The following is a 21,655-nucleotide window of genomic DNA, read 5'->3' on the forward strand; positions in this document are numbered from 1 at the left end:
TTGATTTCCTGAATAAAGGCGTCATATTCTTCCCATAAAAATAAAAAAGGGGAGGACATATGTCTGTGGATATGATTTCCGGAAGGCTTTCCGGATTAAAGGACGTTGAAGAATTCGAAAAAACACCAGAGGAAGTCTGGCTGCGTCCCGAGACCGTTTACAACGCTTTTCTGACCTCTGTTGCAAAGCATAAAGATAAAAATGCCCTGATCGTACAGCCCCCTGGCGACCCCTTGGGAGACGGTCGGCATATTTCCTACGGTGAGCTACTTGGTTACGTCAATCAGACAGGCAATATGTTTCTGGATGCAGGGCTTCGCGAGGGAGAGACCATAACCCATTTATTGCCACAATGTCCGCAAGGGTATTTCACGCTGATGGCAGGGGAAGCTGTTGGTATTGTGAATGCGGTTAATCCGATGCTCGAGGAGAGCCATATCCTCGGTATTATGAAGGCGGCAAATACAACGATTTTAGTGGTTCCCGGCCCTGATCTGAATGAAGAAGTTTGGAAAAAGGTTACTTGGTTGATAGAGCAACTTCCAACTCTCAAGAAAGTTTTTGTGGTTGGCGGAGGTGCCGGGTGCGATGGAGACAAAATTGTTTCCTTCGATAGTGAAATGAAGCGCCATTCAAAAGCGGAGATAATTGATCTGCCAACCAGGGGTTTGGATGACGTTGTTGGCTATTATCATACGGGCGGCACGACAGGCTTACCAAAGTTGGTACCTCATACCAATCGGATGCAGCTGATCCAGCTGGCGGCCACAGGCTATTTAATTGGCTATTCGGATAAAGATTGTACTGTTACGGGTCTGCCGCTGTTTCATATTAGTGGGTCGGTGATTGCCGGGATCATCCCCTTGTGCCTTGGTACCAAGCTGGTCATAGCTTCCCCCCTTGGCTGGCGAGATCCACTGCTGGTTGGCAACTACTGGAAAATTGTTGAAAAATTTGGCGTTACGGTGTTCGGGACTGTTCCGACTGTATTATCTGCCTTGCTGAATATTCCTTCAGAAGGGTGCGATATCAGTAGCCTGCGGATAGGAATTACCGGGGGTTCCGGATCTCCGCTTGAAGTTTTAGACGCCATTTCCAAACTGTCCGGGATAACCATGCTGGAAGGTTATGGCATGACGGAGGTTACCTCCTACACGACCTTGGTCCCGCGCGATGGTGACGCGAAATTTGGCTCCGTTGGAGTGAGGGAGCCTTATGTCCAGATCAAAGCTATCATTATGGATGAAGACGGAAACTATGTTCGGGACGCCAAGACAGATGAGGTTGGCGTGATCGTCATGAAAGGGACATGTGTCATGCCCGGCTATGTTCAAACGGCTCACAATAGTGCTGCTTTCCCGATGGAAGGTTGGCTGAATTCTGGTGATTTGGGGCGTATTGATGCTGATGGGTGTTTGTGGCTGACCGGCAGGTCGAAAGATCTGATCATTCGAAGCGGACACAATATTGATCCAAGTTTGATTGAAGAGCCACTTCATGAGCACCCCGCTGTAGAGTTAGCTGCGGCTGTTGGGCGTCCTGATGATTACGCAGGAGAAATGCCAATAGCCTATGTGCAGCTAAAACCTGGTCAGACAGCTACTCCTGAAGAGCTTCAGGAATTCGCCAGAGAGAGAATTCTGGAGCGGGCAGCAAATCCAGCTGAAATCATAATCATTGACGAGATGCCTCTGACTGGCGTTGGAAAAATTTTCAAGCCGGCTTTACGGGAAATGGCCTCTCTTCGGGTTGCCGAGGCGGTCCTTGAAGATATTAAATCATCTGTTGATGAGCTTTCCATTCGAATGGGTAACGATCCCAAGTTTGGCCTGACGGCATTTGTTTCCATTTCTGGAGGTGATGCCTCTCACAAGGAGCAAATTAAGAAACGACTTGGTGTTTATACATTCCATTGTGAAATCGCAGATTAGAGGGTCAGCTTAGTCGCAGTTGAATGAACTTGTCTGCCTCATTCTGATTTGATGTTTATGAATATTTGAATTTACTAATAATTCTGATTTCGCCATAGTTAATCCAAAAGTTGCTTTGGTTCGTAACCTGACAGTGCGCAAAAATACTAACGGCTACAAGTTGGCAAAAACTATGTGCCGGTTCATAACAGAGGAGTGGAGAATGCGGTTCAAGAAAACATCCGTTGTAGGCTTGGCAATATTTGCTGGTGTAATTGCCAGTTCGCAAGCTATGGCAAGCGAAGTCAAAATTACACCCCTTGGCAGTCATGATGGCGAATTTTGCCGGTTGGATCGGGCCATGGTTTTTGAGGATCCAGATGGGACCCGCCTTCTTTATGATGCGGGCCGGACGGTGGCCGGTGCAGACGATCCTCGGTTAGGGAAAATTGACGCTGTGTTGGTCAGTCATATGCATGGAGATCATGTTGGTGATCGCCATATTGCTAAAGTGAATGAGGGCAGTTGCTCTAAACCTGAATTTCCAACTGTTTCCCTGCCAAACACAAATAGTGTCAATATCGCCGCCGCAAAAAACGCCAAAATCATTACGGGCAGTGAAATGCCTAAATTTTTTGGAGCTAAGTTAAAATCCGTGGGGGCGGACCCTAAAAATTCTCAACTAGTTCGTTTTGGTGCCAGTCGAAAAATTGGTGGTGTCACAATAACAACGGTTCCGGCGGTTCATTCAAACGGCATTGCTGGTGCTATGATCGGTGGAGATCTTGGTGACCATCTGGATGCTGCTGGATTGACCGCTTATGCAGGACCACCAACAGGATATGTTCTCACGTTTAGTAATGGTCTCGTGGCATATCTATCCGGTGATACGGGTGTAACAGCTGAACAAAAAATCGTTGTTGGGGATCAGTATAAGGCAAAACTGGTTGTGATGAATATAGGTGATACGTTCACAACAGGGCCCAAGGAAGCAGCCTATGTTGTCAATGATCTGATTAAACCGGCATCTGTCATCATTTCCCATGCTAATGAGCCAGCAACTGAAGGCGGCAAGGTAATTGCGGGCACACGTTCTGAGATGTTCATGAAACTGAGTGCCGCCCCGACTTATCTTCCGCTGAGTGGAATGACTATGTCGTTTGACGGCATGGGAAAATGTACTTCAGGATGTTAAAAACATAAGATAAATTATTGAAAGCGCTGGATAAACCGGCGCTTTCTTTTTTTAAGTTCGCCATTTAAGGAGAGCTTTCTCCGCTCGCCCGATGAGCCAACTGACCAGAAGTCCCATAATTGATAGAATTGTCACGCCGGCGACCAACTGATCCATAGCCATGAGGTTCCCGGCCAACAGGATATAGGCACCAATGCCGTATTCGGCACCAATCATTTCGGCCGCGACCAGCAGAATGATGGCTATAGAAGCTGAAATCCGAAAACCGGATAAGATTGCCGGCATTGCACCGGGCAAGATAATTTTCCAGACAATCGACGTCCACTTCAGGTTAAAGGATTGTCCCATGCGGATGAGGTTCCGATCCACATTATCGATCCCCCCATAAACAGCTATAACTGTAGGAAAGAAGGTCCCGAATAAGATCGTCGCAATTTTGGACTCTTCACCAATCCCGAACCAGATAATGAAGAGTGGAAGAAGCGCAATTTTCGGAATGGGGAATATTGCCGCCACCAGTGGGACGATCCCGCCGCGCGCAAGTGTGAAAAGCCCTGCTGCCACACCAAAAAGAATGCCAAGCAGCGAGCCGAAAATCCAGCCGGCCACAAGCCGCTGAAGCGATGCGGCCAAATGCTTGGTAAGGTCACCAGAATTCAACAGATCCATAAATGCTGTAAGGGCTTCTGAGGGGGCGGGAAGCACAAGTGGACTAATCCAGCCGCTTCGCGAACCCAATTCCCAAATACCAATGATCGCTGCAAAAAGTATCGGCGCAACAATCTTGACCGGTTTGGGACGAAATCCACCGCCACGATACGGAACCGCTTGTTTCTCTTGCCCATTAGCCATGAACCAACTCCATATCCGCAGCCATGGCTTCTTCGCGCATTAACTCCCACAAATGGTTTTGTTTTTCTGCCAGCAGGTCTGGATTGTTCTTTCGCTCATCCAATGGAATATTAATTTCTACAATCTCACGGATGGTCCCAGGCCGGCGGGAGAGAACAATGATTTTATGTCCAAGGCGGACAGCTTCATTCAGGTTATGGGTCACATAGCAGGCCGTATATCTCTCTTTCAGCCAAAGCTCCATCAAGTCGTCCATTAAAAGTTCCCGGGTTTGGCTATCAAGGGCTGAAAGTGGCTCATCCATAAGCAGGCATGCCGGACGAACAGCCAGCGCGCGGGCTATGGCAACCCTTTGCTTCATGCCACCAGATAATTGTTTGGGCAGGGCGTTTTTAAAATCGATGAGCTTGGTACGCTCTAAGACATCATCAATGATCTGATTTGCCTTGTTGCCTTTAATGCCATGATCCTCGAGCACCAGACTGACGTTTCCCTTCACGCTTCGCCAAGGCAGAAGAGCAAAGTCCTGAAATATGTAGGTGAGGGGATTTAGGCAATCAGCAGGCGGCTGACCGACTTGAAGGACATCACCATGATCTGGTCGTTCAAGCCCTCCCATGAAGCGTAGGAGAGTTGATTTTCCACAGCCCGAAGGGCCAATCAGACAAACGATCTCACCTGTCTTTAAATGAAAGCTGATGTCTTTCAGGACTTCTGTTCCGTCATAGGCATGGCTGACGGCGTTAAGTTCAAGATCCATAATGCGCCTATATAAAAGCCGGGCGGATAACACCGCCCGGCAGTACAAATCACGACTTAGTTTAGGGTGGATACGAAGCTGGAATCCACCATTTTATCGAGGGTCAGGCTCGCAGGGGCCAGTTTATGTTTTTGGAACCATTTGAGCTGTTTCTCCACATCTTTAACGTCTAGAGCTGCGCCCGCGTTCAGGTAGACAGCGCCTGCTTTGATTGGCGGTGCTGCTTTTTCAATTGGGCGATCTGCATACACATATTTGTGGATGAGGTTGACCATGGCATCTGTAGCAGCCGGATCTTTATCCTGGTTCTGCATAACAGCGTCATAGTCTGCAATTCCTCTCGCATAGGCTTTGAGGAATCTTTTCACCAGATCCTTACGCTCCATTGTGTTTTTAGTGGAGGTGAAGATTGTTGTGACCTGATAATCAGTCATATCCTGGATCTGGCCAATGATTTTTGCGGCACCACCTTTGGCCAAGGCTTTTGCGATATGGGGGACAATCGCCATTGCGTCAACCTGACCGGATTTCAACGCACCAATCATTGAGCCCACTTTTTGAAGAGGCTTTAGCTTCATGTCACTAACATCAAACCCATTATTTTCTGCAATCAGGCCTGCCATGTAATGGAAGGAGGAACCCTGCTGTGTCATCGCCCAGCTTTTGCCTTTTAGATCAGCAGGTGTTTTAAGGCCTGCGTCGTAAGCTTTGTTGGAGGCAAGGATTATGTTCCCAGGGGCGCCTTTTTTCTCAGACATCAGGCCGCCAATGACTTTCAGTGCGCCTTTATCAGCAAGGCTGTAAAAACCGCCGCTGAGAGCTGTAACCCCAAAGTCGATGTCACCGGATGCAATCGCAACTGCAATCGGCTGAGCCGCCTGGAAGAATTTGAGCTCAACATCCAGTCCTTCTTCTTTGAAGTAGCCTTTTTCATAAGCAATGAAGGTTGGAGAATGAGAGGTAAAGCGTAGTGCACCAATGGTGATTTTGTCGTCTGCAATGGCTTGACCAGCAAAGGCGGACAAGGCCACTGTACCTGCAATCGCACCCAGCATCGCCCGGCGCGTCAGTAAACTGATTTGTTTGAGTTTCATAACTAAGATCTCCCTTACACTGAATTTGTTTTTCTGGACGTTACGCGATTGCTGGAAGTCAATCAATCTCGAAGAGGTTTCTAAATCCAAAAAACGCCAAATCAACCGAAAAGGAGCTTGCCGCTATATCGGCAAGGCCGTTGTGAATTTGATTTCTTCCATAGCAAAGTTGCTACTGACGTCACTAAGCTCAATGGATTGGATCAGGCGTTTATAAAAACTGTCATAGGTGGCGATGTCAGGGACAACGACCTTGAGAAGGTAGTCCACATCGCCGCTCATTCGGTAAAATTCTGTAATTTCCGGGAAGCGTTCCACAACACGGGCAAACCTCTCCAGCCAATCTGGTTCGTGAGAGGCCGTTTTAACATTGACGAAAACGGTGACAGGTAACCCAATTTTATCTCGATTGAGCAGGGTCACGCTTGATTTGATGATCCCCACTTCTTCCATGGATTTTATCCGTCGCCAGCATGCCGTGCGGGAGCAACCCACTTTTTCAGCGAGTTCATTGACGGGTATGTCATTGTCTACCTGTAGCTGAGCAACAATTTTGCGATCGATGTCATCCATGGAAAAATTTTCAACCAAAATGTAAATATGTGAAACCTAAGTTTCTAATAATACCAAAATATCGATATTTTAGGAAACAAATTTCGTGACGGGTGCACGATAATTCTTTTCAGAAAGCCGAACAAAAAAACAGAAAGGTATATCTGATGAAAGCCGTCCGCACATTATTTACAGATCATCCAGCATCCGTGAATGAGAGCTATTTAGAACATATGGCCATGTCTGCTAGCTTTGGGCGCGCCCTTTTAGCGGCTGCATTTTGTGCGTTCATCCATGCTCTTTTTCCATTTCTTTTCGAAAAAACAGCGAGTGGAATTATCAACCGGTTATATTCCCGCATGGTTAGCCACCGGGTAGTAAAAGCACCAAAGGCCTCTCCGAAAAGTGCCAACGAAACGCCAGCGATGGGTACCTATTACATCTAAAAGGCTAGTCATTTCTCCAGCGCGGTTCATTGAAAGCCATTGACCAGCAAGCAGGTTATGCGCATAACTTGCGGTTAAGAAACTCGAAGACTATTGAGGAACGGGTGGATTGCCGGAAGGGCAGTGCATGAGGGTGAATGCGACCAATCCTATTTGTTAACGGTGCCGTTCTGGCCATTATATCATTACCTCTTCTGGTAATTGAAATGCTGAACCCCGGCGCAGATCTACCCTTCCTGAAAGCCTTTGGGGTGATTATATTCTTGGGCCTCGGGCTTATGCTGGCCTCTCGCGGTGGCAAGATTGATTTCACCCATAAACAGATCTTTATTCTGACAGCCTCTATTTGGATTGTGCTGACTTTTGCGGCAACGCTTCCCTTTTATCTCTATGGAATGCGGTTACCTGATGCCGTTTTTGAGGCTTCCTCAGGAATTACGACGACAGGGGCAACAGTGCTCGCTGGGCTCGATGATTTGCCACACAGTATTTTGATGTGGCGTGCCTTCTTGCAATGGTTGGGAGGGATCGGGATTGTTGTGACTGCTATTGCGCTTCTGCCATTCTTGGGGATTGGCGGAATGCAGTTATTTCGGACGGAGAGTTCGGAACTTTCTGAGAAAGAACTTCCGTCTGCGGCGAAGCTGGCGACGACGACACTCTGGGTATATTCGGCGATGACGGTTGCCTGTGCCATTGCCTATATCATTGGGGGAATGACAGTCTTTGACGGGATTGCGCACGCGTTCACGACGGTTTCAACAGGTGGCTATTCCACTCATGACAAGTCCTTCGGTTATTTTGACAGTGCCTGGATCCACTGGACGTGTATATTTTTTATGTACCTTGGGAGTTTACCTTTTCTTTGGTACATCCGGGTAATCCGCACAGGTCAAATCTGGAGTGAGCAGGTAACAGTCTACACGATCGGTTTGACAGTGGTTATCGTCATTCTGATACTTTGGCTGATCCATGGGCATGATATTGAAACTGAAGTGGCTATTCGTCAGTCAACTTTCAGCGTTATCTCAGTTGTAACGACAAGTGGGTTTGCGGTAACGGACTATACCCAATGGGGCCATTTCTCTGTTGCCCTGTTTTTCTTCCTTATTTTTATTGGTGGCTGCACCGGGTCTACGTCTGGTGGCATCAAGATCATGCGCTTTATCATTAGCGCGAAAATGATCAGGCAAATTGTCCGAAAGCAGATATACCCAAATGGTATTTTTTCTGAAAAGTATGATGGTAAGAAAATCTCCGACAATATCTTTAAAGGGGTTGCCAGTTTTGTTCTTGTCACATTCCTGACCTTTATCTTTTTTGCAATGTTGCTGATGATCTCTGGGCTTGATTTCGTAACAAGTCTCAGTGCTTCAGCCGCGGCTGTGACGAATGTGGGCCCAGGTGTTGGGCATATGGTCGGGCCTGTTGGAAACTATGCAAATGTGCATGACCTCGCGAAATGGTCTTTATCCTTTGAAATGATCCTCGGAAGGCTCGAAATTTTCACCTTGTTGATCTTTCTGTCTCCCCGCTTTTGGCGGAGTTAATTGGCCCTGTTGGATTGATGCTGGAAAAGCTGTTTTTCGCAAGCGCAATAGGTTGCTAAGCACCGCAATATCTTGTAGAACTTGTTCAGCTAACTGCGATATGGTGGGAAGCGAAGAAGTAAAAAAGATTTCGGGTCTCAGTCTCTTGGATTGGGATCAGTCAACATTTGGAAGTGTGCCTTGAACGACATTACTCTGCCTCCGAGCGATAAAGACATCGTCCCCGTTACAATTGAAGAGGAAATGCGCAAGTCCTATCTGGACTATGCCATGAGTGTTATCGTATCCCGTGCGTTGCCTGATGCCCGTGACGGGTTGAAGCCAGTGCATCGTCGGATCATCTATGCCATGTATGAAAATGGCTACACTTCCGACAAACAGTTCAGAAAATCTGCCCGTGTAGTCGGTGACGTGATGGGTCGTTACCATCCTCACGGCGACAGCGCGATTTATGACGCCATGGTTCGCCTCGCGCAGAATTTCTCGATGCGTTTGCCGCTTGTTGAAGGGCAGGGTAACTTCGGTTCCATGGACGGCGATAAGGCCGCTGCCATGCGGTATACGGAAGCCCGTCTTGAAAAAGCTGCAGAAAGTCTGATTGACGATATCGATAAGGAAACTGTTGATTTCGTTAATAACTACGACGATTCCGAGACAGAACCTTCTGTATTGCCGGCTCGGTATCCTAACCTGTTAGTCAATGGCGCAGGTGGTATTGCCGTTGGCATGGCCACTAACATTCCGCCGCACAATCTGGGCGAAGTTATTGATGCTTCTCTTGCCCTGCTTGAGAAGCCGGAACTGGCACCTGAGGATCTGATTGAATATGTTCCAGGACCTGATTTTCCAACAGGTGGCGTGATCCTTGGACGTTCAGGATCTTTAAGCGCGCTGACAACAGGACGTGGTTCTGTGATTATGCGGGCGAAGGTCGATATTGAGGAAATCCGCAAGGACCGTCAGGCGCTGGTGGTCACGGAAATACCGTATCAGGTAAATAAATCTCGTCTTGTTGAGCAGATCGCTGAAATGGTTCGCTCCAAGAAAATTGAGGGGATTGGCGATCTGCGTGACGAATCTGATCGCCATGGTGTTCGGGTCGTTATTGAGATCAAGCGGGATGCAATGCCCGAGGTGATTTTGAACCAGCTGTTCCGCTACACATCTTTGCAAACTTCGTTCGGCGCCAACATGCTGGCACTGAACCGCGGAAAACCAGAGATGATGAACCTCAAGCAGTTACTTGAGGCATTCCTGGATTTCCGGGAAGAGGTTGTAACGCGCAGAACCAAGTTCCTGCTGCGTAAAGCGCGGGAGCGGGCACATGTTTTGATCGGTCTTGCGATTGCAGTTGCCAATATTGATGATGTGATTCACTTGATCCGAAACGCACCTGATCCGGCGACAGCGCGCGCGGAACTGATGGGACGTGACTGGCCAGCACAGGCTGTGGAGTCTTTGATCCGGTTGGTGGATGATCCTGAATACCCAATTAACGAGGATGGCACTTATCGCCTTTCTGAATTCCAGGCACGGGCTATTCTGGATTTGCGCCTGCAGCGCCTGACAGCTCTTGGTCAGAATGAGATCGGTGATGAGCTTAAAGGTCTGGGTGAGCAGATTCTGGATTACCTTGAAATCCTCTCCAGCCGGGTTCGTCTGATTAGCATTATCCGCGATGAACTGCTGGATATGCGGGAAAAATATGCAACTCCGCGCCGCACTGTCATTGAAGAAAATGAATTTGAGCACGACATTGAAGATCTGATCCAACGGGAAGATATGGTCCTGACGGTCAGTCACAAGGGATATATCAAGCGCGTTCCGCTATCCACCTACCGACCACAGCGTCGGGGCGGTAAAGGCCGTGCAGGTATGCAGACCCGTGATGAGGATTTTGTCACGCAGGTCTTTGTGGTGAATACCCATACTCCAGTACTGTTCTTCTCTTCATTTGGTCGTGTGTACAAAATGAAGGTCTACCGCTTGCCAGTTGGATCACCAACTAGCCTTGGTAAAGCGATTATCAACCTTCTGCCATTGGAAGAGGGTGAGGTTATCTCCACTCTGATGCCATTGCCGGAGGAAGAAGAAACCTGGGATGATTTCGAGGTCATGTTTGCCACCGGCAAAGGGAATGTCCGGCGGAACCGTTTGAGCGATTTCTCTAACGTTAAGGCCAATGGCAAGATTGCAATGAAGCTGGACGAGGATGACAGTCTGGTTGGCGTGCAACTTTGTACAGAAGCCTCTGATGTCTTGCTGGCTGCTAACGGAGGTAAATGTATCCGCTTCCAGGCGACCGATGTCAGGCTTTTCAAAGGACGGGACTCTTCCGGTGTTCGGGGTATGAAACTTGCCAAGGGGGATAAGGTCATTGGAATGTCCATCCTTGGTCACGTGGATGTGGATACAGAAGAGCGTGATGCCTACTTAAAAGCCCGCCGCTCAGAAGATGATGACGGAAACGTAACTGATTATGCGGGTCTCTCTGAGGAGCGTTATAAAGAACTTTATGATCAGGAAGAAGTCCTCCTGTCGATCACAGAAAATGGCTATGGTAAGCGGACTAATGCTTATGAGTATCGTGTAACCAACAGGGGTGGACAGGGCATTATCAATATCGAGACCTCTGCCCGGAACGGAGACGTGGTCGCGACAATGCCTATTACGCCTGAGCACCAGATCATGTTGGTGACAAATGGTGGAAAGCTGATCCGGACACCGGTGCAGGATATTAGGATTGCAGGTCGAAATACACAGGGTGTGACTTTGTTTAAAACGGCTGCAGAAGAAAAGGTTGTTTCCGTGACTGCGTTGATGGATGCGCAATCAGATGAAAGTGACCTTGAGGAAGGCGAAGGGCCTGAAGTAGGTGCTGCGAATTCCGATCAACAGGACGGGGATACCCAAGACTAGGTACCCCAGATGAAAAGCTAACGGAGAAATAGCAAGTCTGAAAGGAAACACTCTATGTCTAAAGAGCGTATTGGCCTGTATCCAGGGACCTTCGATCCGATTACCCTTGGGCACTATGATATTATCAAGCGGGCGTCAAAACTGGTCGATACATTGGTAATCGGGGTGGCAATGAACCCCGGTAAAAATCCATTATTCTCAGTTGAAGAACGGTGCCAGATGGTGGCAACCCTGATCCAGGAGTTTCCAAATACAAACTTCGAGGTCAAACCGTTCGATAACCTGTTGATGCATTTTGCGGAACATTGTAATGCCAGTGTCATTATCCGTGGCTTGAGAGCTGTATCGGATTTTGAGTATGAGTTTCAGATGGTTGGAATGAACCGTCGTTTGAATTCTGAGATTGAAACCGTTTTTCTAATGGCGTCTGACCAGCACCAGTTTATTGCGTCTTCCTTGGTGAAGGAAATTGCATTTCTGGGTGGAGATATTTCGAAATTTGTCTCCAAGTCGACAGCTACCGCCATTGTTGAACGTGTAGAATTGCTTGCTAAGCAGGCGAATGATAACCCCTGAAAAGGGAATAGGAGCATAATTATGTCTAGAGACCTGGAAAATACGCTTTATCTTGAATTGAAAGATGGGCGTGTTGTGATTGAAATGCGTCCCGACTTGGCGCCAAACCATGTAGCACGGATCAAAGAGCTGGCCCGTGAAGGCTTTTATGACGGGATTGTTTTCCACCGGGTGATTGATGGTTTTATGGCTCAGACAGGTGATCCCAAAGGGAATGGCACTGGTGGTTCTGGTCAAAACTTGACTGCAGAATTTTCAGGTGAGGCTCACGTAGAAGGGACATGTTCCATGGCCCGTGCTGCTCATCCGGATAGTGCGGATAGCCAGTTCTTCATTATGTTTGCACCAGCTCCTCATTTGGATAGCCAATACAGTATCTGGGGACAGGTGGTTGAAGGCATGGAGCATGTCCACAATATTAAAAAAGGCGATGGCATGATGAATGGTTCCGTTAAGGACCCAGACAAAATTGTAAGCCTGAAAGTAGCGGCAGACGTCGCTGAGTAACAAATTTTGCAGGAAGCTATTGCGAACGGTTCTTCCATGGAAGGACCGTTCGTTTTGCTGTTTAAGAGATGCGTGTAGACGAATTTGACTTCCAGTTACCTAACGAACTGATTGCGGATCGCCCAGTTTATCCAAGAGAAGCGGCAAAGCTACTTGTCGTAGCAAATGATATTGAAGATCACCACGTCGGTGATCTGCCGGAATTTTTGAAGGCTGGGGATGTTTTGGTCTTTAATGACACCAAGGTCATACCTGCGCGCCTCCGAGGCTTGCGACGTTCTGCCAAGGTCGAGGTGACCCTTCATAAAAATGTAGGCCTTGATTGTTGGCATGCTTTTGCCAAGCCAGCAAAAAAATTGAAACCAGGCGATAGTATCGAGTTTTCATCAGATTTTCGGGCAATGGTTAGCCAAAAGCTGGATGGTGGTGAGGTCGTGTTGACCTTTAATAAATCTGGTGTAGAGCTGATGCAGGCTCTCATGGAATGTGGTGAAATTCCACTTCCACCATATATCAGTTCACTACGGCCTGTTGATGAACAGGATAAGGATGACTATCAGACCATCTTCGCCCGTGAAGAAGGGGCTGTTGCCGCTCCGACGGCAGGATTACATTTTACACCAGAATTGATGGCCAAAATCGAGGCAAAGGGTGTCAGGACCATCGCGACGACTTTGCATGTGGGGGCAGGGACATTCCTGCCCGTCAAGGTCGATGATACGGACGACCATAAGATGCATGCGGAATATGGTTTGATCACGAAGGAAGCCGCAGATCAAATCAACGCTTGCCGCAAAGCTGGTGGACGGATCGTGTCGGTTGGAACAACAAGCTTACGGCTTCTTGAAAGTGCGGCTGACGAGGCAGGGATTGTTCATCCGTTTAATGGTGAAACAGATATCTTTATTACGCCTGGATATAAATTTAAGGCGGTTGATGTTCTGATGACCAATTTTCATTTACCCAAATCGACGCTTTTCATGCTGGTGTCAGCTTTTTGTGGAATAGACAAAATGAAGCAGGCATACGAGCATGCAATTGAAGCTAAGTATAGATTTTACTCTTATGGGGACAGTTCGCTGTTATTTCCAGGATCATGACCATTTCAAACTTTGAATTCCATATACAATCGACAGATGGTGCAGCCCGCCGGGGGACCTTGAAAACGGCCCACGGGGAAATCAGGACACCTGCATTTATGCCTGTTGGAACCGTGGGAACAGTTAAAGGAATGACGCCTGAAGCCGTTCGGGAGACCGGAGCGGATATCCTGCTTGGGAATACTTATCATTTGATGTTGCGGCCGGGTTCTGAGCGGGTGAAACGTTTGGGGGGCCTACATAAATTTATGAACTGGGAACGGCCTATCCTGACAGATTCTGGTGGTTTTCAGGTTATGTCACTGAACGAGCTTCGGAAAATTGATGAGAATGGTGTCGTCTTCAAATCCCATATCGATGGCAAGAAGTTTGAGTTGACACCAGAACGCTCCATGCAGATCCAAAATGATCTCGATGCGACGATCACGATGGCGTTTGATGAATGTACACCCTTTCCCGCTGACCATAAAACAGCTGCTGAAAGTATGCGCCGTTCCATGAGGTGGGCCAAGCGCTCTCGAAACGCATTTGAAAAACGTACAGGGTATGGACTATTTGGCATTGTGCAGGGGTCCATATACGAAGATTTGCGTCATGAGAGTATTGAAGCGCTTACCGATATTGGGTTTGAAGGTTACGCAATTGGCGGGCTGGCCGTGGGAGAGGGGCAAGAGAATATGTTCAGCACCCTCGAATTTACCACACCGAATATGCCCACTGAGAAACCGAGATATCTTATGGGGGTTGGAAAGCCTGACGATTTGGTTGGTGGTGTAATGCGCGGCGTTGATATGTTTGACTGCGTATTGCCGACCCGCTCAGGCCGGAATGCTCAGGCATTTACGCGATATGGAACGGTCAATATGCGAAATGCTCGCCATCAGGATGATCCAAGACCGTTAGACGAAAACTGCAGTTGCCCTGCCTGCCGGAATTATTCCCGGGCTTATCTGCACCATCTATTCAGAGCGAAAGAGATTCTGGGCTCTGTCCTGTTGACCTGGCATAACCTGCAATATTATCAGGATCTTATGGCCGGGATGCGAAAAGCGATTGGAAATGGGGAGTTAGCGGATTTTGCTCTTGCCTTCCATGAGGCACAGGATCAAGGGGATATCGACCCTATTTAGCCTCGCCGAAGCTCATGCGGGTACCAAGGATTTGATAGACCTGATCGATCGGCAGTGGTTTTGAGATCAGGTATCCTTGACCAAAATGACAATCCAAATCGCGATAAAGAGATAACTGTTCCATGGTTTCTATACCCTCTGCCACGATTTCCAAGTTCATATTGTGCGACAGACCCGCTATAGCCCTCACAATTTCTTGGCTATCTTGATCATCGAGCATTGCGTGGGTGAAAGAACGGTCGATTTTTAGTTTATCAATCGGGAATTTATGCAGATAGCTTAGGCTGGAATAACCGGTACCAAAATCGTCCAGAACGATCTTAAATCCAAATTTCTTGAGCTCCTGAAGCATTTCTTTAGCGCCATTCGTATCCGCCATCAGAATGCTCTCGGTAATCTCAAGCTCCACATGATCTGGCTTAACGTCCGTTTCACGCGCGATTGTTTTAAATCTTTCAACCAAATCAGGCTCAGAAAATTGCTTGGCTGAAATATTAACGCTCACGAAGACTTCTGGACTTCGAAGCTTGGAGGCCTGATCATTGAATTCTTTAGCTTTCAGGCAGGCATCTTTAAACACCCAGTTGCCAATTTCACCGATCATATCGGTTTGTTCTGCCATATCGATGAAGTGATATGGGGTCAGCAACCCTTTTTCTGGATGGTTCCATCGGATAAGGGCTTCAAAACCTGATGTGAACCCACCCCGTAAGGAGATGATTGGCTGGAAGAAGAGTTCAAACTCGGAATTCTCCAGAGCAGCTTGTAACTCATCCTTGATTTTGAATCGTTGAACGAGTTCTTCGCTGGAAGTTTGCAGTCGCTTTTCCCGATGATGACGACGAGATGAAAAAGTTTGGATCTGCTCATCAGTGCCATAATGCTTAAGCGTCAGATTATGACAACGATCCATAAAGAAATCGAGAAACAGGCTGAGCAGGGGGTCAGCAATTGCACTTTTTTCCTCAATGTCTGACTGGCTAATGACAACAAGGAGACTATCTTCTGCTGCGACCGCAGTTGAATAATGTGTTGCTTCTTCTATGAGGCCGTATTCACCAAACATATCACCAGGTCCAAGCGTGTAACTGCCGAGGCTTGAGGCCCGGTCAGTTACAGCGACTTTGCCAGATTCGACAATGTACGCGTACTCGCCTATTTCCTTGTCCGAGAGAATTACGTCTCCCTTTTTGACCTGTATACGATGCAATCCAGATACTCATTCAAGTTTTCATAAAATTGGACTTATAACATGACCTTTGACTCTTACTTTTTCGTTAAGCATAGCAATCAAAGTAAGTCCCTGTAATTAAAAGAGAGTTTTTGATCTGAAATTGCAGTAAAGTTAATAAGAAATTACACGTATAGGTATTATTAGAACATATTTTGTTTGTTCATCCGAAGAGATGATGCTCAAACGCTTTGGCGTGAGAGAAAATCACGGCTCAAAAGCCGTTAAAATATGCTGGAAAATTAAGGAATTCTGCGGGAAAGGAAAAGTAATCGAAGCTGCCATTACTCTCAAAGGGGGGGGCTTGGAAAGAAGTAACAACAGCTCCGATCAACCTTGGACAATCCCATATTGGATAGAGAGTGTTAAAAATGTGTTAACTTGTAATAAAAGACTGGTCTTAATTTATGAATGATTTTCAATTAATCCGAGTTGTTCTTTTTTTTCAATGATTTCTGATAATTTTGGTTGTGTAAGATTTTTGTGCCATTGGGTTTTTGCTCCTGCTCGTATAGTGCAGTCATAAGAATCTTGTCGAGAAAACGGAAAATAAAATCGATGCTGTAACCGGCTAGAAATGCCAGGGCCAGTGGACTTAATGAATTACCCCCTGGATCGATAGTCAGTAACTGTTCGATATTCTCAATATTTTGAGACGGTGTTGACGTTGCGGGGTGGGTAAAATAGCTGATCATCATTCCAGCTAAAGGACCTTGGGCTAAGCGCAGGTTATAGTTGATATAGGAATTGCGGGAAAAAATTAGACTTGAAATCTCTTGGGGCAGTTGGCGAAGGATGTAAAAGCAGGCTCCAATTAATCCGTAAAGGATCGGCAGAAGGTATTCAGAGATGGCTTGAAGAGTGTTTTCAGCAGCAACAAACTGAATTCGTTTCTGTATGGCTTTTGAGTAAGATTGGAAATCATCATTTTGCCAGGGTTGGTAGGTGAAAATATCCAGGCTGGACCATACCTCATTCCAGTTCTGCAAATGATTGGTTGCCGCTTCCCGCCAGTTTAGGTGCTCAGTCAGTTGTTCCCGAATTAGTCGCTCCTCCAATACTTTTGGAGGTTCCGAGACTGGCGAAGTTTCCTCTTTGTGTTTTTGTGCGGCAAGCGCGACAAGCTTTTCATTTAAAGTGGATATGTTGTGGTTTTGTTTGTTTATATCTGAAATCAGTGCGTAACCGACGTACCAATACACTTGAATGGCAATCAGCAGCAAAAGTGTCACCATGGACAGAATTCGGTAACGCGTTACACAACGTTCTGATAACGACGGTTTACGTTTCTTGAATGGCCAAGACTGCTTTGGCAGCGGTTGTGGTAGGGTGGGGTAGTTGGACTGAATGCTGTCAATTGTAATCGGGTCCAAAATTTCAGATAAGGTGCCATAGGCTTTCCAAAAGGCTATTCTGCTGTCCGTGTCTAGGCTCGTAAGATTATCGCAGTCAACGACAGTCAAAATATCATGGATGATGGCGTCTGGTATCTGGATTGCACATTCACTGGCAACCTGCACCATCAATAGAGCGTTTTCTGCCGAAATTTGCAGACGGCTATTATGGACGTCTGACAAATGACCCCCTTCGATCTACCTTGTGTTTATTTCTATTCCAGAAGACGATCAAATATGGTTTTTGTGAACCCATCCTCTTGAGAAGTCACAGAGGCAGCTTTATAAAGTTGAGCAACTTAAGTTGCAGAAAGGTTCCTCTTCAGTGATCACAATTTATGGTATCAAGACATGTGACACCGTTCGCAAGGCTCTGAAATGGGCTGAAGCGGAAGGATTGGATTTTCAATTTCACGATTTCCGAAAAGACCCTGTTTCAGAAGATCAAATTAAAAAATGGGATCAGGCAGTTGGCAGGGATGTGTTGATCAACAAAAAGGGCGCAACCTATCGCAAACTAAGTGAAGAGGATAAAGCTGCTCTGGAAGGAGATGCGCCTTACAAGCTTCTACGCGATCAACCGACGATCATGAAACGTCCCGTTTTTGAACAAGGCGAAGACGTCGTCGTTGGTTTTAAAGCGCCTGAACAAGAAGCTGTTCTAGCCTTTAAATAAACGAAGGCAGATTTGATCCAAGAGATACAAAGAGCCGTCAGCGACCTAGTTTTTCAGCTGTTGAATATAACAGAGTACGTGGTCAATGGTTTTGAGGTCTTCACTTAAGGGAAGCGCGATAAGCCTTATCGGCATCTCACCTGTTAGGGAAGGGAAGCGATCGGTTCCATGAGTTGGTTTACCGGTTGTTGCTACCTCACGACCTAGACCCAATATCCAGTCGATGACCATAGGGGTGAATTCAATACGGTCAATCCTCTGCTCTTCAGGTGTATATTTTTCAGCAACTTTGCGGATAGCAGTTGTGAATTCATACTTTACCTGCATCCGGCCAATCTCGCGATTGCAGTGAATAAGCAGACAGTTCGGCCAGTGTTGCCCAATTTTCTCGGGCTCCAGCGAGCGCCATGACGGGTAGCGTCGACCCTGCCGAATATCCAGCCAATAATTGAGGATATCAGGAGCAGCCGGCTTTTTAGGACCCCAACCCGTATTTCTCACAGGCTTTGCCATCGGCATTGGTGTCGGGGCTGCCGTTGGTTTTGATGTAGTAGAGGCTGGCGCCTCTTGTGTTTGATCGAGTTCCTGACTCAGCAACGCCAGCCGCTCCGTGATGTCTCCGGCTTTTGGGGTGGCTGGCATAACTGGCTGATCAGTGCTTGGCTTTCGCACTTGAATACGAGCTAAAGATGCAGCATTACCGCAATCTACATCTTCATGATCAAACAGATTTGGCATGGCTTATCCCTTTATTTGTTGGAAATTTGCTTCAACAAACAATTACAGGTCTGGGGTAAAATCTCATCCCCATGATTTTCGACATACTCTCGAAGTGCTTCTTCCAATATAAATTGGGAAGATTTACGCGCGTGGGTGGACAAAAGTTTTAGTGTCAGATGATCATCCGGTGAGAGCCTTACGCTCATCCGAACCCGTCCTAACTTGTCCTTCTTCAACTTTTTCTGCTCTGCTTTATACTTGTCAGCAGAATCAACGGTTGGTTTCTGCCGAATGGGCTGACGAACAGAAATTTCTGGTTCCGAGGCTTGTGCAACTGGCCTTGATGACACTTTAGGCGGTGTTAATTGAACTTCACGCTCAACCCGCGCCTGTACAGGGCGTTCAGCTGTTTCCTTTGGCAGGTGTTGCCGTTTGTGGGCGGCAAGCAATTCACTGGCAGCCTTGGAACGAGTGGCTGGTGTAGCTGATCCTTTTGAACTGATCAACGAGCTGGAAAGAAATGCGGCTTTCATCTTCGGTCTCCTTCCAGGTTAAACGGATGCCATCTGTGCGCCAAAACCGTTTGCAGGTTTTGGGCTGCGACTGATGTGGCTGGACATCGATACAGGCATTTTATTGATCCGTTCATGGATATAAGACCAGAGTTTGGTAATTTCCTCGCTGGACTTGGATGCCGAGTTTAGTTCCATCACTGTTCGGCCATCGATCATGCTTGAAGCGAAATCCACACGCTGATGCAGGATGGATGGGGCAAGCGTTCCATGTTGAGAAAGTGCAATGGCGGCTTCACCTGTGATACGGGCTCTCGGTGTAGCGCCGTTGACCACAAAAATTAGTGGCGTATCCAAGCCTTCCGCCAATTCCACGGTTGCGCCAACTGCGCGAAGGTCATGTGGGCTGGGGCGTGTTGGGATGATCAGCAGGTCAGCAACTGTTAAAACATTTGCAATCGTTTCTGTAATGGCAGGCGGTGTATCAATGATCAGCAGATTGATTCCCATCCGGTCCATTCTTTCCACATCAGCTTTAAGCTTTTCAATCGAAGTGCGAGCGAAAAGGGGCGTTTCCGCTTCCCGTTCATTCCACCATTCAGACAAGCTGCCTTGCGGATCGGTGTCAACCAGGGCGACAGGACCAGCGCCGGCCATTTCAGCCTGAACAGCCAGGTGACCAGCAAGGGTCGTTTTTCCTGAACCGCCTTTTTGAGAAGCAACCGCAATCACCTTCATTGGTATTCTCCATTACATCTGATCGTTTACGCGACTAAATAACTAACTATGAAGGAGAGTATGCGGAAAAGAGATTAAGATACGTTTACGAAGTAAAAACTAATAAAGCAAAAATCGGGTCTTTATTTTTTATTTTTTGGCGCAAAATTTTTTAAAATTTTTAGGTATCGAGGATCCAAAAAAGATCCTCGATCAAGATATTGAAATAATTAGACTTTTTAGGAGAATTTACTGAAATCAGGTGCACGTTTTTCCATGAAAGCTGTCATAGCTTCCCGAGCTTCTGGAGAGGTAAGACGGCTTTGGAAAACTTCTCCTTCTGCATTCATGCGGTTCAGAATTGCTTCGTGATCCCCTTTGATTAAGGCTTTTGTCAAGCGAAGGGCCTCTGGTGCTTTTGCTGCCAATTTAGCAGCAGCAGCCATTGCTGTTTCCTCTAATTTGTCGGGGCTGACGACCTCATTGACGATGCCAAACTGAGCCGCTTTGGAACTGCTGAATTTTTCGCCCAGCATCAAGAGTTCTGCTGCTCTCTGATGTCCGAGCATTTTTGGCAGAAGATAGCTGGATGAGGCTTCTGGAACCAGTGCCAAATTGACAAAGGGAAGTGTAAAAGTTGCATTATCTGATGCGTAAACTAGGTCGCAGTGAAGCAACATTGTGGTTCCAACGCCAACAGCCAAGCCGTTGACCGCAGCAATTAACGGCTTACGAATGTTTGCCAGTGAATGGAGGAAACGAATGACTGGTGTGGTTTCATCCTGAGCAGGGTTTTGTAGAAAATCCATAAGATCGTTGCCGCTGGTAAAGCTGTCTGCGACGCCTGTAATAACAGTTACCCGAATTTTTGGGTCTGTTTCGGCAGCGTTCAAACTGTCAGACAAAACAGCATACATATCCTGGGTGAGGGCATTCTTTTTATCGGCCCGGTTTATCACAAGCTTCTGGATGCCGTTTTCAGCGGAAACAGTCACGTGATCAGTCATTTTTCTTCCCTTGCTCAAAGTATAAATTGTTCATCCAGAATCCGCTGTTCAAGATTATGTTCTGGATCAAATAAAAGGTTAATAGTTATATCCGGCGCTTCTTCTACGGTAACAACGCTGACATCGCGAACCTCTACCGCATCTGCCACAGCGCTGACAGGTCTCTTGCGATTTTCATAAATAGTAAATTCGATTTTTGCCTCACGGGGTAAAAGTGCCCCGCGCCACCGACGTGGCCTAAAAGCGCTGATCGGGGTGAGTGCAAGTACTCCTGCATTCACCGGCAGAATAGGGCCGTGGGCTGAAAAGTTATAAGCTGTACTGCCAGCGGGTGTCGCCACCAGGACCCCATCACAAGTCAGCTCTTCAACTTTAACATGACCATCAATTGAAATTCTGATTTTTGCGGTTTGACGGCTTTCCCGAAGCAGAGATACTTCATTGATTGCAAGGGCTTCTGTAACTTTTCCAGAAAGGTCCTTAGCTGTCATTTTCAAGGGATGCAAACGTGTGATTTTTCCGGCAGTGACGCGCTCGATTAGGTTTTCTTCACCATAGTTGTTCATCAGGAAGCCGACGGTTCCTTTATTCATCCCGTAAATGGGAAGCCCCGTGGCCATAAAACGATGCATCGTTTCCAGCATGAAACCATCCCCTCCAAGAGCGACGATGACTTCAGCATCCGAACTGCTGTGTTGCCCATACTGATGAATAAGCCGCTTACAAGCGGCCTGGGCATCTTCGGTCTCACTTGCCGTGAAATGAATTCTTGCAGACGGCATGGTTCAGAGGTCCCCGTTCTAAACA

General features: G+C 47.2%; 21 protein-coding genes. 10 read left to right on the forward strand and 11 right to left on the reverse strand.

All coding sequences use genetic code 11. The annotated features are described in order from the left end of the window. The first annotated feature begins 59 nt into the window (after positions 1-59). Together HH301_RS10580 and HH301_RS10585 are read left to right on the forward strand one after the other, a co-directional pair. Positions 60-1,931: an acyl-CoA synthetase gene (locus HH301_RS10580; RefSeq protein ID WP_169568872.1), complete on the forward strand. Its 1,872-nt coding sequence runs from the start codon at positions 60-62 to the stop codon at positions 1,929-1,931. 202 nt (positions 1,932-2,133) lie between these two features. Next, positions 2,134-3,105: an MBL fold metallo-hydrolase gene (locus HH301_RS10585; RefSeq protein WP_169568873.1), complete on the forward strand. Its 972-nt coding sequence runs from the start codon at positions 2,134-2,136 to the stop codon at positions 3,103-3,105. A gap of 51 nt (positions 3,106-3,156) precedes the next feature. On the opposite strand, the gene HH301_RS10590 is transcribed toward HH301_RS10585, so the two are convergent. The 4 genes from HH301_RS10590 to HH301_RS10605 all read right to left on the reverse strand — a co-directional run bounded on the left by HH301_RS10590 (position 3,157) and on the right by HH301_RS10605 (position 6,384). Beyond that, positions 3,157-3,957: an ABC transporter permease gene (locus tag HH301_RS10590; RefSeq protein ID WP_169568874.1), complete on the reverse strand. Its 801-nt coding sequence runs from the start codon at positions 3,955-3,957 to the stop codon at positions 3,157-3,159. After that, positions 3,950-4,717: an ABC transporter ATP-binding protein gene (locus HH301_RS10595; protein WP_169568875.1), complete on the reverse strand. Its 768-nt coding sequence runs from the start codon at positions 4,715-4,717 to the stop codon at positions 3,950-3,952. The genes HH301_RS10590 and HH301_RS10595 overlap by 8 nt, the downstream gene beginning before the upstream one ends. Before the next feature lie 56 nt (positions 4,718-4,773). Then, positions 4,774-5,811: an ABC transporter substrate-binding protein gene (locus HH301_RS10600; protein ID WP_206378263.1), complete on the reverse strand. Its 1,038-nt coding sequence runs from the start codon at positions 5,809-5,811 to the stop codon at positions 4,774-4,776. 123 nt (positions 5,812-5,934) lie between these two features. Then, positions 5,935-6,384: an Lrp/AsnC family transcriptional regulator gene (locus HH301_RS10605; RefSeq protein WP_169568876.1), complete on the reverse strand. Its 450-nt coding sequence runs from the start codon at positions 6,382-6,384 to the stop codon at positions 5,935-5,937. 146 nt (positions 6,385-6,530) lie between these two features. Here HH301_RS10605 and HH301_RS10610 point away from each other — a divergent pair, with 146 nt between their 5' ends. From HH301_RS10610 to tgt, 7 genes are all read left to right on the forward strand, one after another. After that, on the forward strand, positions 6,531-6,809 hold the full coding sequence (locus HH301_RS10610; protein WP_206378264.1) for a DUF6356 family protein: 279 nt from the start codon (positions 6,531-6,533) through the stop codon (positions 6,807-6,809). A 137-nt stretch (positions 6,810-6,946) separates the two neighbouring features. Continuing rightward, complete coding sequence (locus tag HH301_RS10615; protein WP_169568877.1) at positions 6,947-8,359, forward strand: TrkH family potassium uptake protein; 1,413 nt, start codon at positions 6,947-6,949, stop codon at positions 8,357-8,359. A gap of 180 nt (positions 8,360-8,539) precedes the next feature. Next, entirely contained in the window at positions 8,540-11,278 is a 2,739-nt protein-coding gene (gene gyrA / locus HH301_RS10620) for a DNA gyrase subunit A (RefSeq protein WP_169568878.1), read from the forward strand. A 54-nt stretch (positions 11,279-11,332) separates the two neighbouring features. Further along, entirely contained in the window at positions 11,333-11,854 is a 522-nt protein-coding gene (gene coaD / locus HH301_RS10625; RefSeq protein WP_169568879.1) for a pantetheine-phosphate adenylyltransferase, read from the forward strand. Between the two features lie 21 nt (positions 11,855-11,875). After that, positions 11,876-12,361 carry a peptidylprolyl isomerase gene (locus HH301_RS10630; protein ID WP_169568880.1) on the forward strand — a complete coding sequence of 162 codons (486 nt, stop codon included), beginning with the start codon at positions 11,876-11,878 and terminating at the stop codon, positions 12,359-12,361. Positions 12,362-12,429: 68 nt separating this feature from the next. Continuing rightward, on the forward strand, positions 12,430-13,461 hold the full coding sequence (queA, locus tag HH301_RS10635; RefSeq protein ID WP_169568881.1) for a tRNA preQ1(34) S-adenosylmethionine ribosyltransferase-isomerase QueA: 1,032 nt from the start codon (positions 12,430-12,432) through the stop codon (positions 13,459-13,461). After that, on the forward strand, positions 13,458-14,591 hold the full coding sequence (tgt, locus tag HH301_RS10640) for a tRNA guanosine(34) transglycosylase Tgt (RefSeq protein ID WP_169568882.1): 1,134 nt from the start codon (positions 13,458-13,460) through the stop codon (positions 14,589-14,591). Before queA ends, tgt begins: the two co-directional genes overlap by 4 nt. Here tgt and HH301_RS10645 read toward each other — a convergent pair. Both HH301_RS10645 and HH301_RS10650 read right to left on the reverse strand, forming a co-directional pair. Continuing rightward, positions 14,584-15,801, reverse strand: a complete 1,218-nt coding sequence (locus HH301_RS10645) for an EAL domain-containing protein (protein ID WP_169568883.1) — start codon at positions 15,799-15,801, stop codon at positions 14,584-14,586. The two genes, tgt and HH301_RS10645, sit on opposite strands and share 8 nt — an antisense overlap. 443 nt (positions 15,802-16,244) lie before the next feature. Then, positions 16,245-17,348, reverse strand: a complete 1,104-nt coding sequence (locus HH301_RS10650; protein WP_206378265.1) for a hypothetical protein — start codon at positions 17,346-17,348, stop codon at positions 16,245-16,247. A gap of 193 nt (positions 17,349-17,541) precedes the next feature. Between HH301_RS10650 and HH301_RS10655 the strand changes: the two genes are divergently transcribed. Then, a complete protein-coding gene (locus HH301_RS10655; protein ID WP_169568885.1) occupies positions 17,542-17,892 on the forward strand; it encodes a Spx/MgsR family RNA polymerase-binding regulatory protein in 351 nt (116 codons plus the stop codon). A 45-nt stretch (positions 17,893-17,937) separates the two neighbouring features. On the opposite strand, the gene HH301_RS10660 is transcribed toward HH301_RS10655, so the two are convergent. The 5 genes from HH301_RS10660 to HH301_RS10680 form a co-directional block, all read right to left on the reverse strand. Continuing rightward, positions 17,938-18,630 carry a PAS domain-containing protein gene (locus tag HH301_RS10660; protein WP_169568886.1) on the reverse strand — a complete coding sequence of 231 codons (693 nt, stop codon included), beginning with the start codon at positions 18,628-18,630 and terminating at the stop codon, positions 17,938-17,940. Positions 18,631-18,641: 11 nt separating this feature from the next. After that, complete coding sequence (locus tag HH301_RS10665) at positions 18,642-19,145, reverse strand: hypothetical protein (RefSeq protein ID WP_169568887.1); 504 nt, start codon at positions 19,143-19,145, stop codon at positions 18,642-18,644. 18 nt (positions 19,146-19,163) lie between these two features. Next, positions 19,164-19,862, reverse strand: a complete 699-nt coding sequence (locus HH301_RS10670) for an AAA family ATPase (protein ID WP_169568888.1) — start codon at positions 19,860-19,862, stop codon at positions 19,164-19,166. 218 nt (positions 19,863-20,080) lie between these two features. Then, positions 20,081-20,848 carry a crotonase/enoyl-CoA hydratase family protein gene (locus HH301_RS10675; protein WP_169568889.1) on the reverse strand — a complete coding sequence of 256 codons (768 nt, stop codon included), beginning with the start codon at positions 20,846-20,848 and terminating at the stop codon, positions 20,081-20,083. Positions 20,849-20,862: 14 nt separating this feature from the next. Then, entirely contained in the window at positions 20,863-21,630 is a 768-nt protein-coding gene (locus HH301_RS10680) for an NAD kinase (RefSeq protein ID WP_169568890.1), read from the reverse strand. Positions 21,631-21,655: the final 25 nt, after the last annotated feature.

This window comes from Sneathiella limimaris, from assembly GCF_012932565.1.
Lineage (GTDB): Bacteria > Pseudomonadota > Alphaproteobacteria > Sneathiellales > Sneathiellaceae > Sneathiella > Sneathiella limimaris.

Bases quoted from the DNA above. Each gene is read 5' to 3' on its own strand.
- HH301_RS10580 (WP_169568872.1), top strand. From the start codon at position 60: ATGTCTGTGGATATGATTTCCGGAAGGCTTTCCGGATTAAAGGACGTT.
- HH301_RS10585 (WP_169568873.1), top strand. From the start codon at position 2,134: ATGCGGTTCAAGAAAACATCCGTTGTAGGCTTGGCAATATTTGCTGGT.
- HH301_RS10590 (WP_169568874.1), bottom strand. From the start codon at position 3,957: ATGGCTAATGGGCAAGAGAAACAAGCGGTTCCGTATCGTGGCGGTGGA.
- HH301_RS10595 (WP_169568875.1), bottom strand. From the start codon at position 4,717: ATGGATCTTGAACTTAACGCCGTCAGCCATGCCTATGACGGAACAGAA.
- HH301_RS10600 (WP_206378263.1), bottom strand. From the start codon at position 5,811: ATGAAACTCAAACAAATCAGTTTACTGACGCGCCGGGCGATGCTGGGT.
- HH301_RS10605 (WP_169568876.1), bottom strand. From the start codon at position 6,384: ATGGATGACATCGATCGCAAAATTGTTGCTCAGCTACAGGTAGACAAT.
- HH301_RS10610 (WP_206378264.1), top strand. From the start codon at position 6,531: ATGAAAGCCGTCCGCACATTATTTACAGATCATCCAGCATCCGTGAAT.
- HH301_RS10615 (WP_169568877.1), top strand. From the start codon at position 6,947: ATGCGACCAATCCTATTTGTTAACGGTGCCGTTCTGGCCATTATATCA.
- coaD (WP_169568879.1), top strand. From the start codon at position 11,333: ATGTCTAAAGAGCGTATTGGCCTGTATCCAGGGACCTTCGATCCGATT.
- HH301_RS10630 (WP_169568880.1), top strand. From the start codon at position 11,876: ATGTCTAGAGACCTGGAAAATACGCTTTATCTTGAATTGAAAGATGGG.
- queA (WP_169568881.1), top strand. From the start codon at position 12,430: ATGCGTGTAGACGAATTTGACTTCCAGTTACCTAACGAACTGATTGCG.
- tgt (WP_169568882.1), top strand. From the start codon at position 13,458: ATGACCATTTCAAACTTTGAATTCCATATACAATCGACAGATGGTGCA.
- HH301_RS10660 (WP_169568886.1), bottom strand. From the start codon at position 18,630: ATGCCAAATCTGTTTGATCATGAAGATGTAGATTGCGGTAATGCTGCA.
- HH301_RS10665 (WP_169568887.1), bottom strand. From the start codon at position 19,145: ATGAAAGCCGCATTTCTTTCCAGCTCGTTGATCAGTTCAAAAGGATCA.
- HH301_RS10670 (WP_169568888.1), bottom strand. From the start codon at position 19,862: ATGAAGGTGATTGCGGTTGCTTCTCAAAAAGGCGGTTCAGGAAAAACG.
- HH301_RS10675 (WP_169568889.1), bottom strand. From the start codon at position 20,848: ATGACTGATCACGTGACTGTTTCCGCTGAAAACGGCATCCAGAAGCTT.
- HH301_RS10680 (WP_169568890.1), bottom strand. From the start codon at position 21,630: ATGCCGTCTGCAAGAATTCATTTCACGGCAAGTGAGACCGAAGATGCC.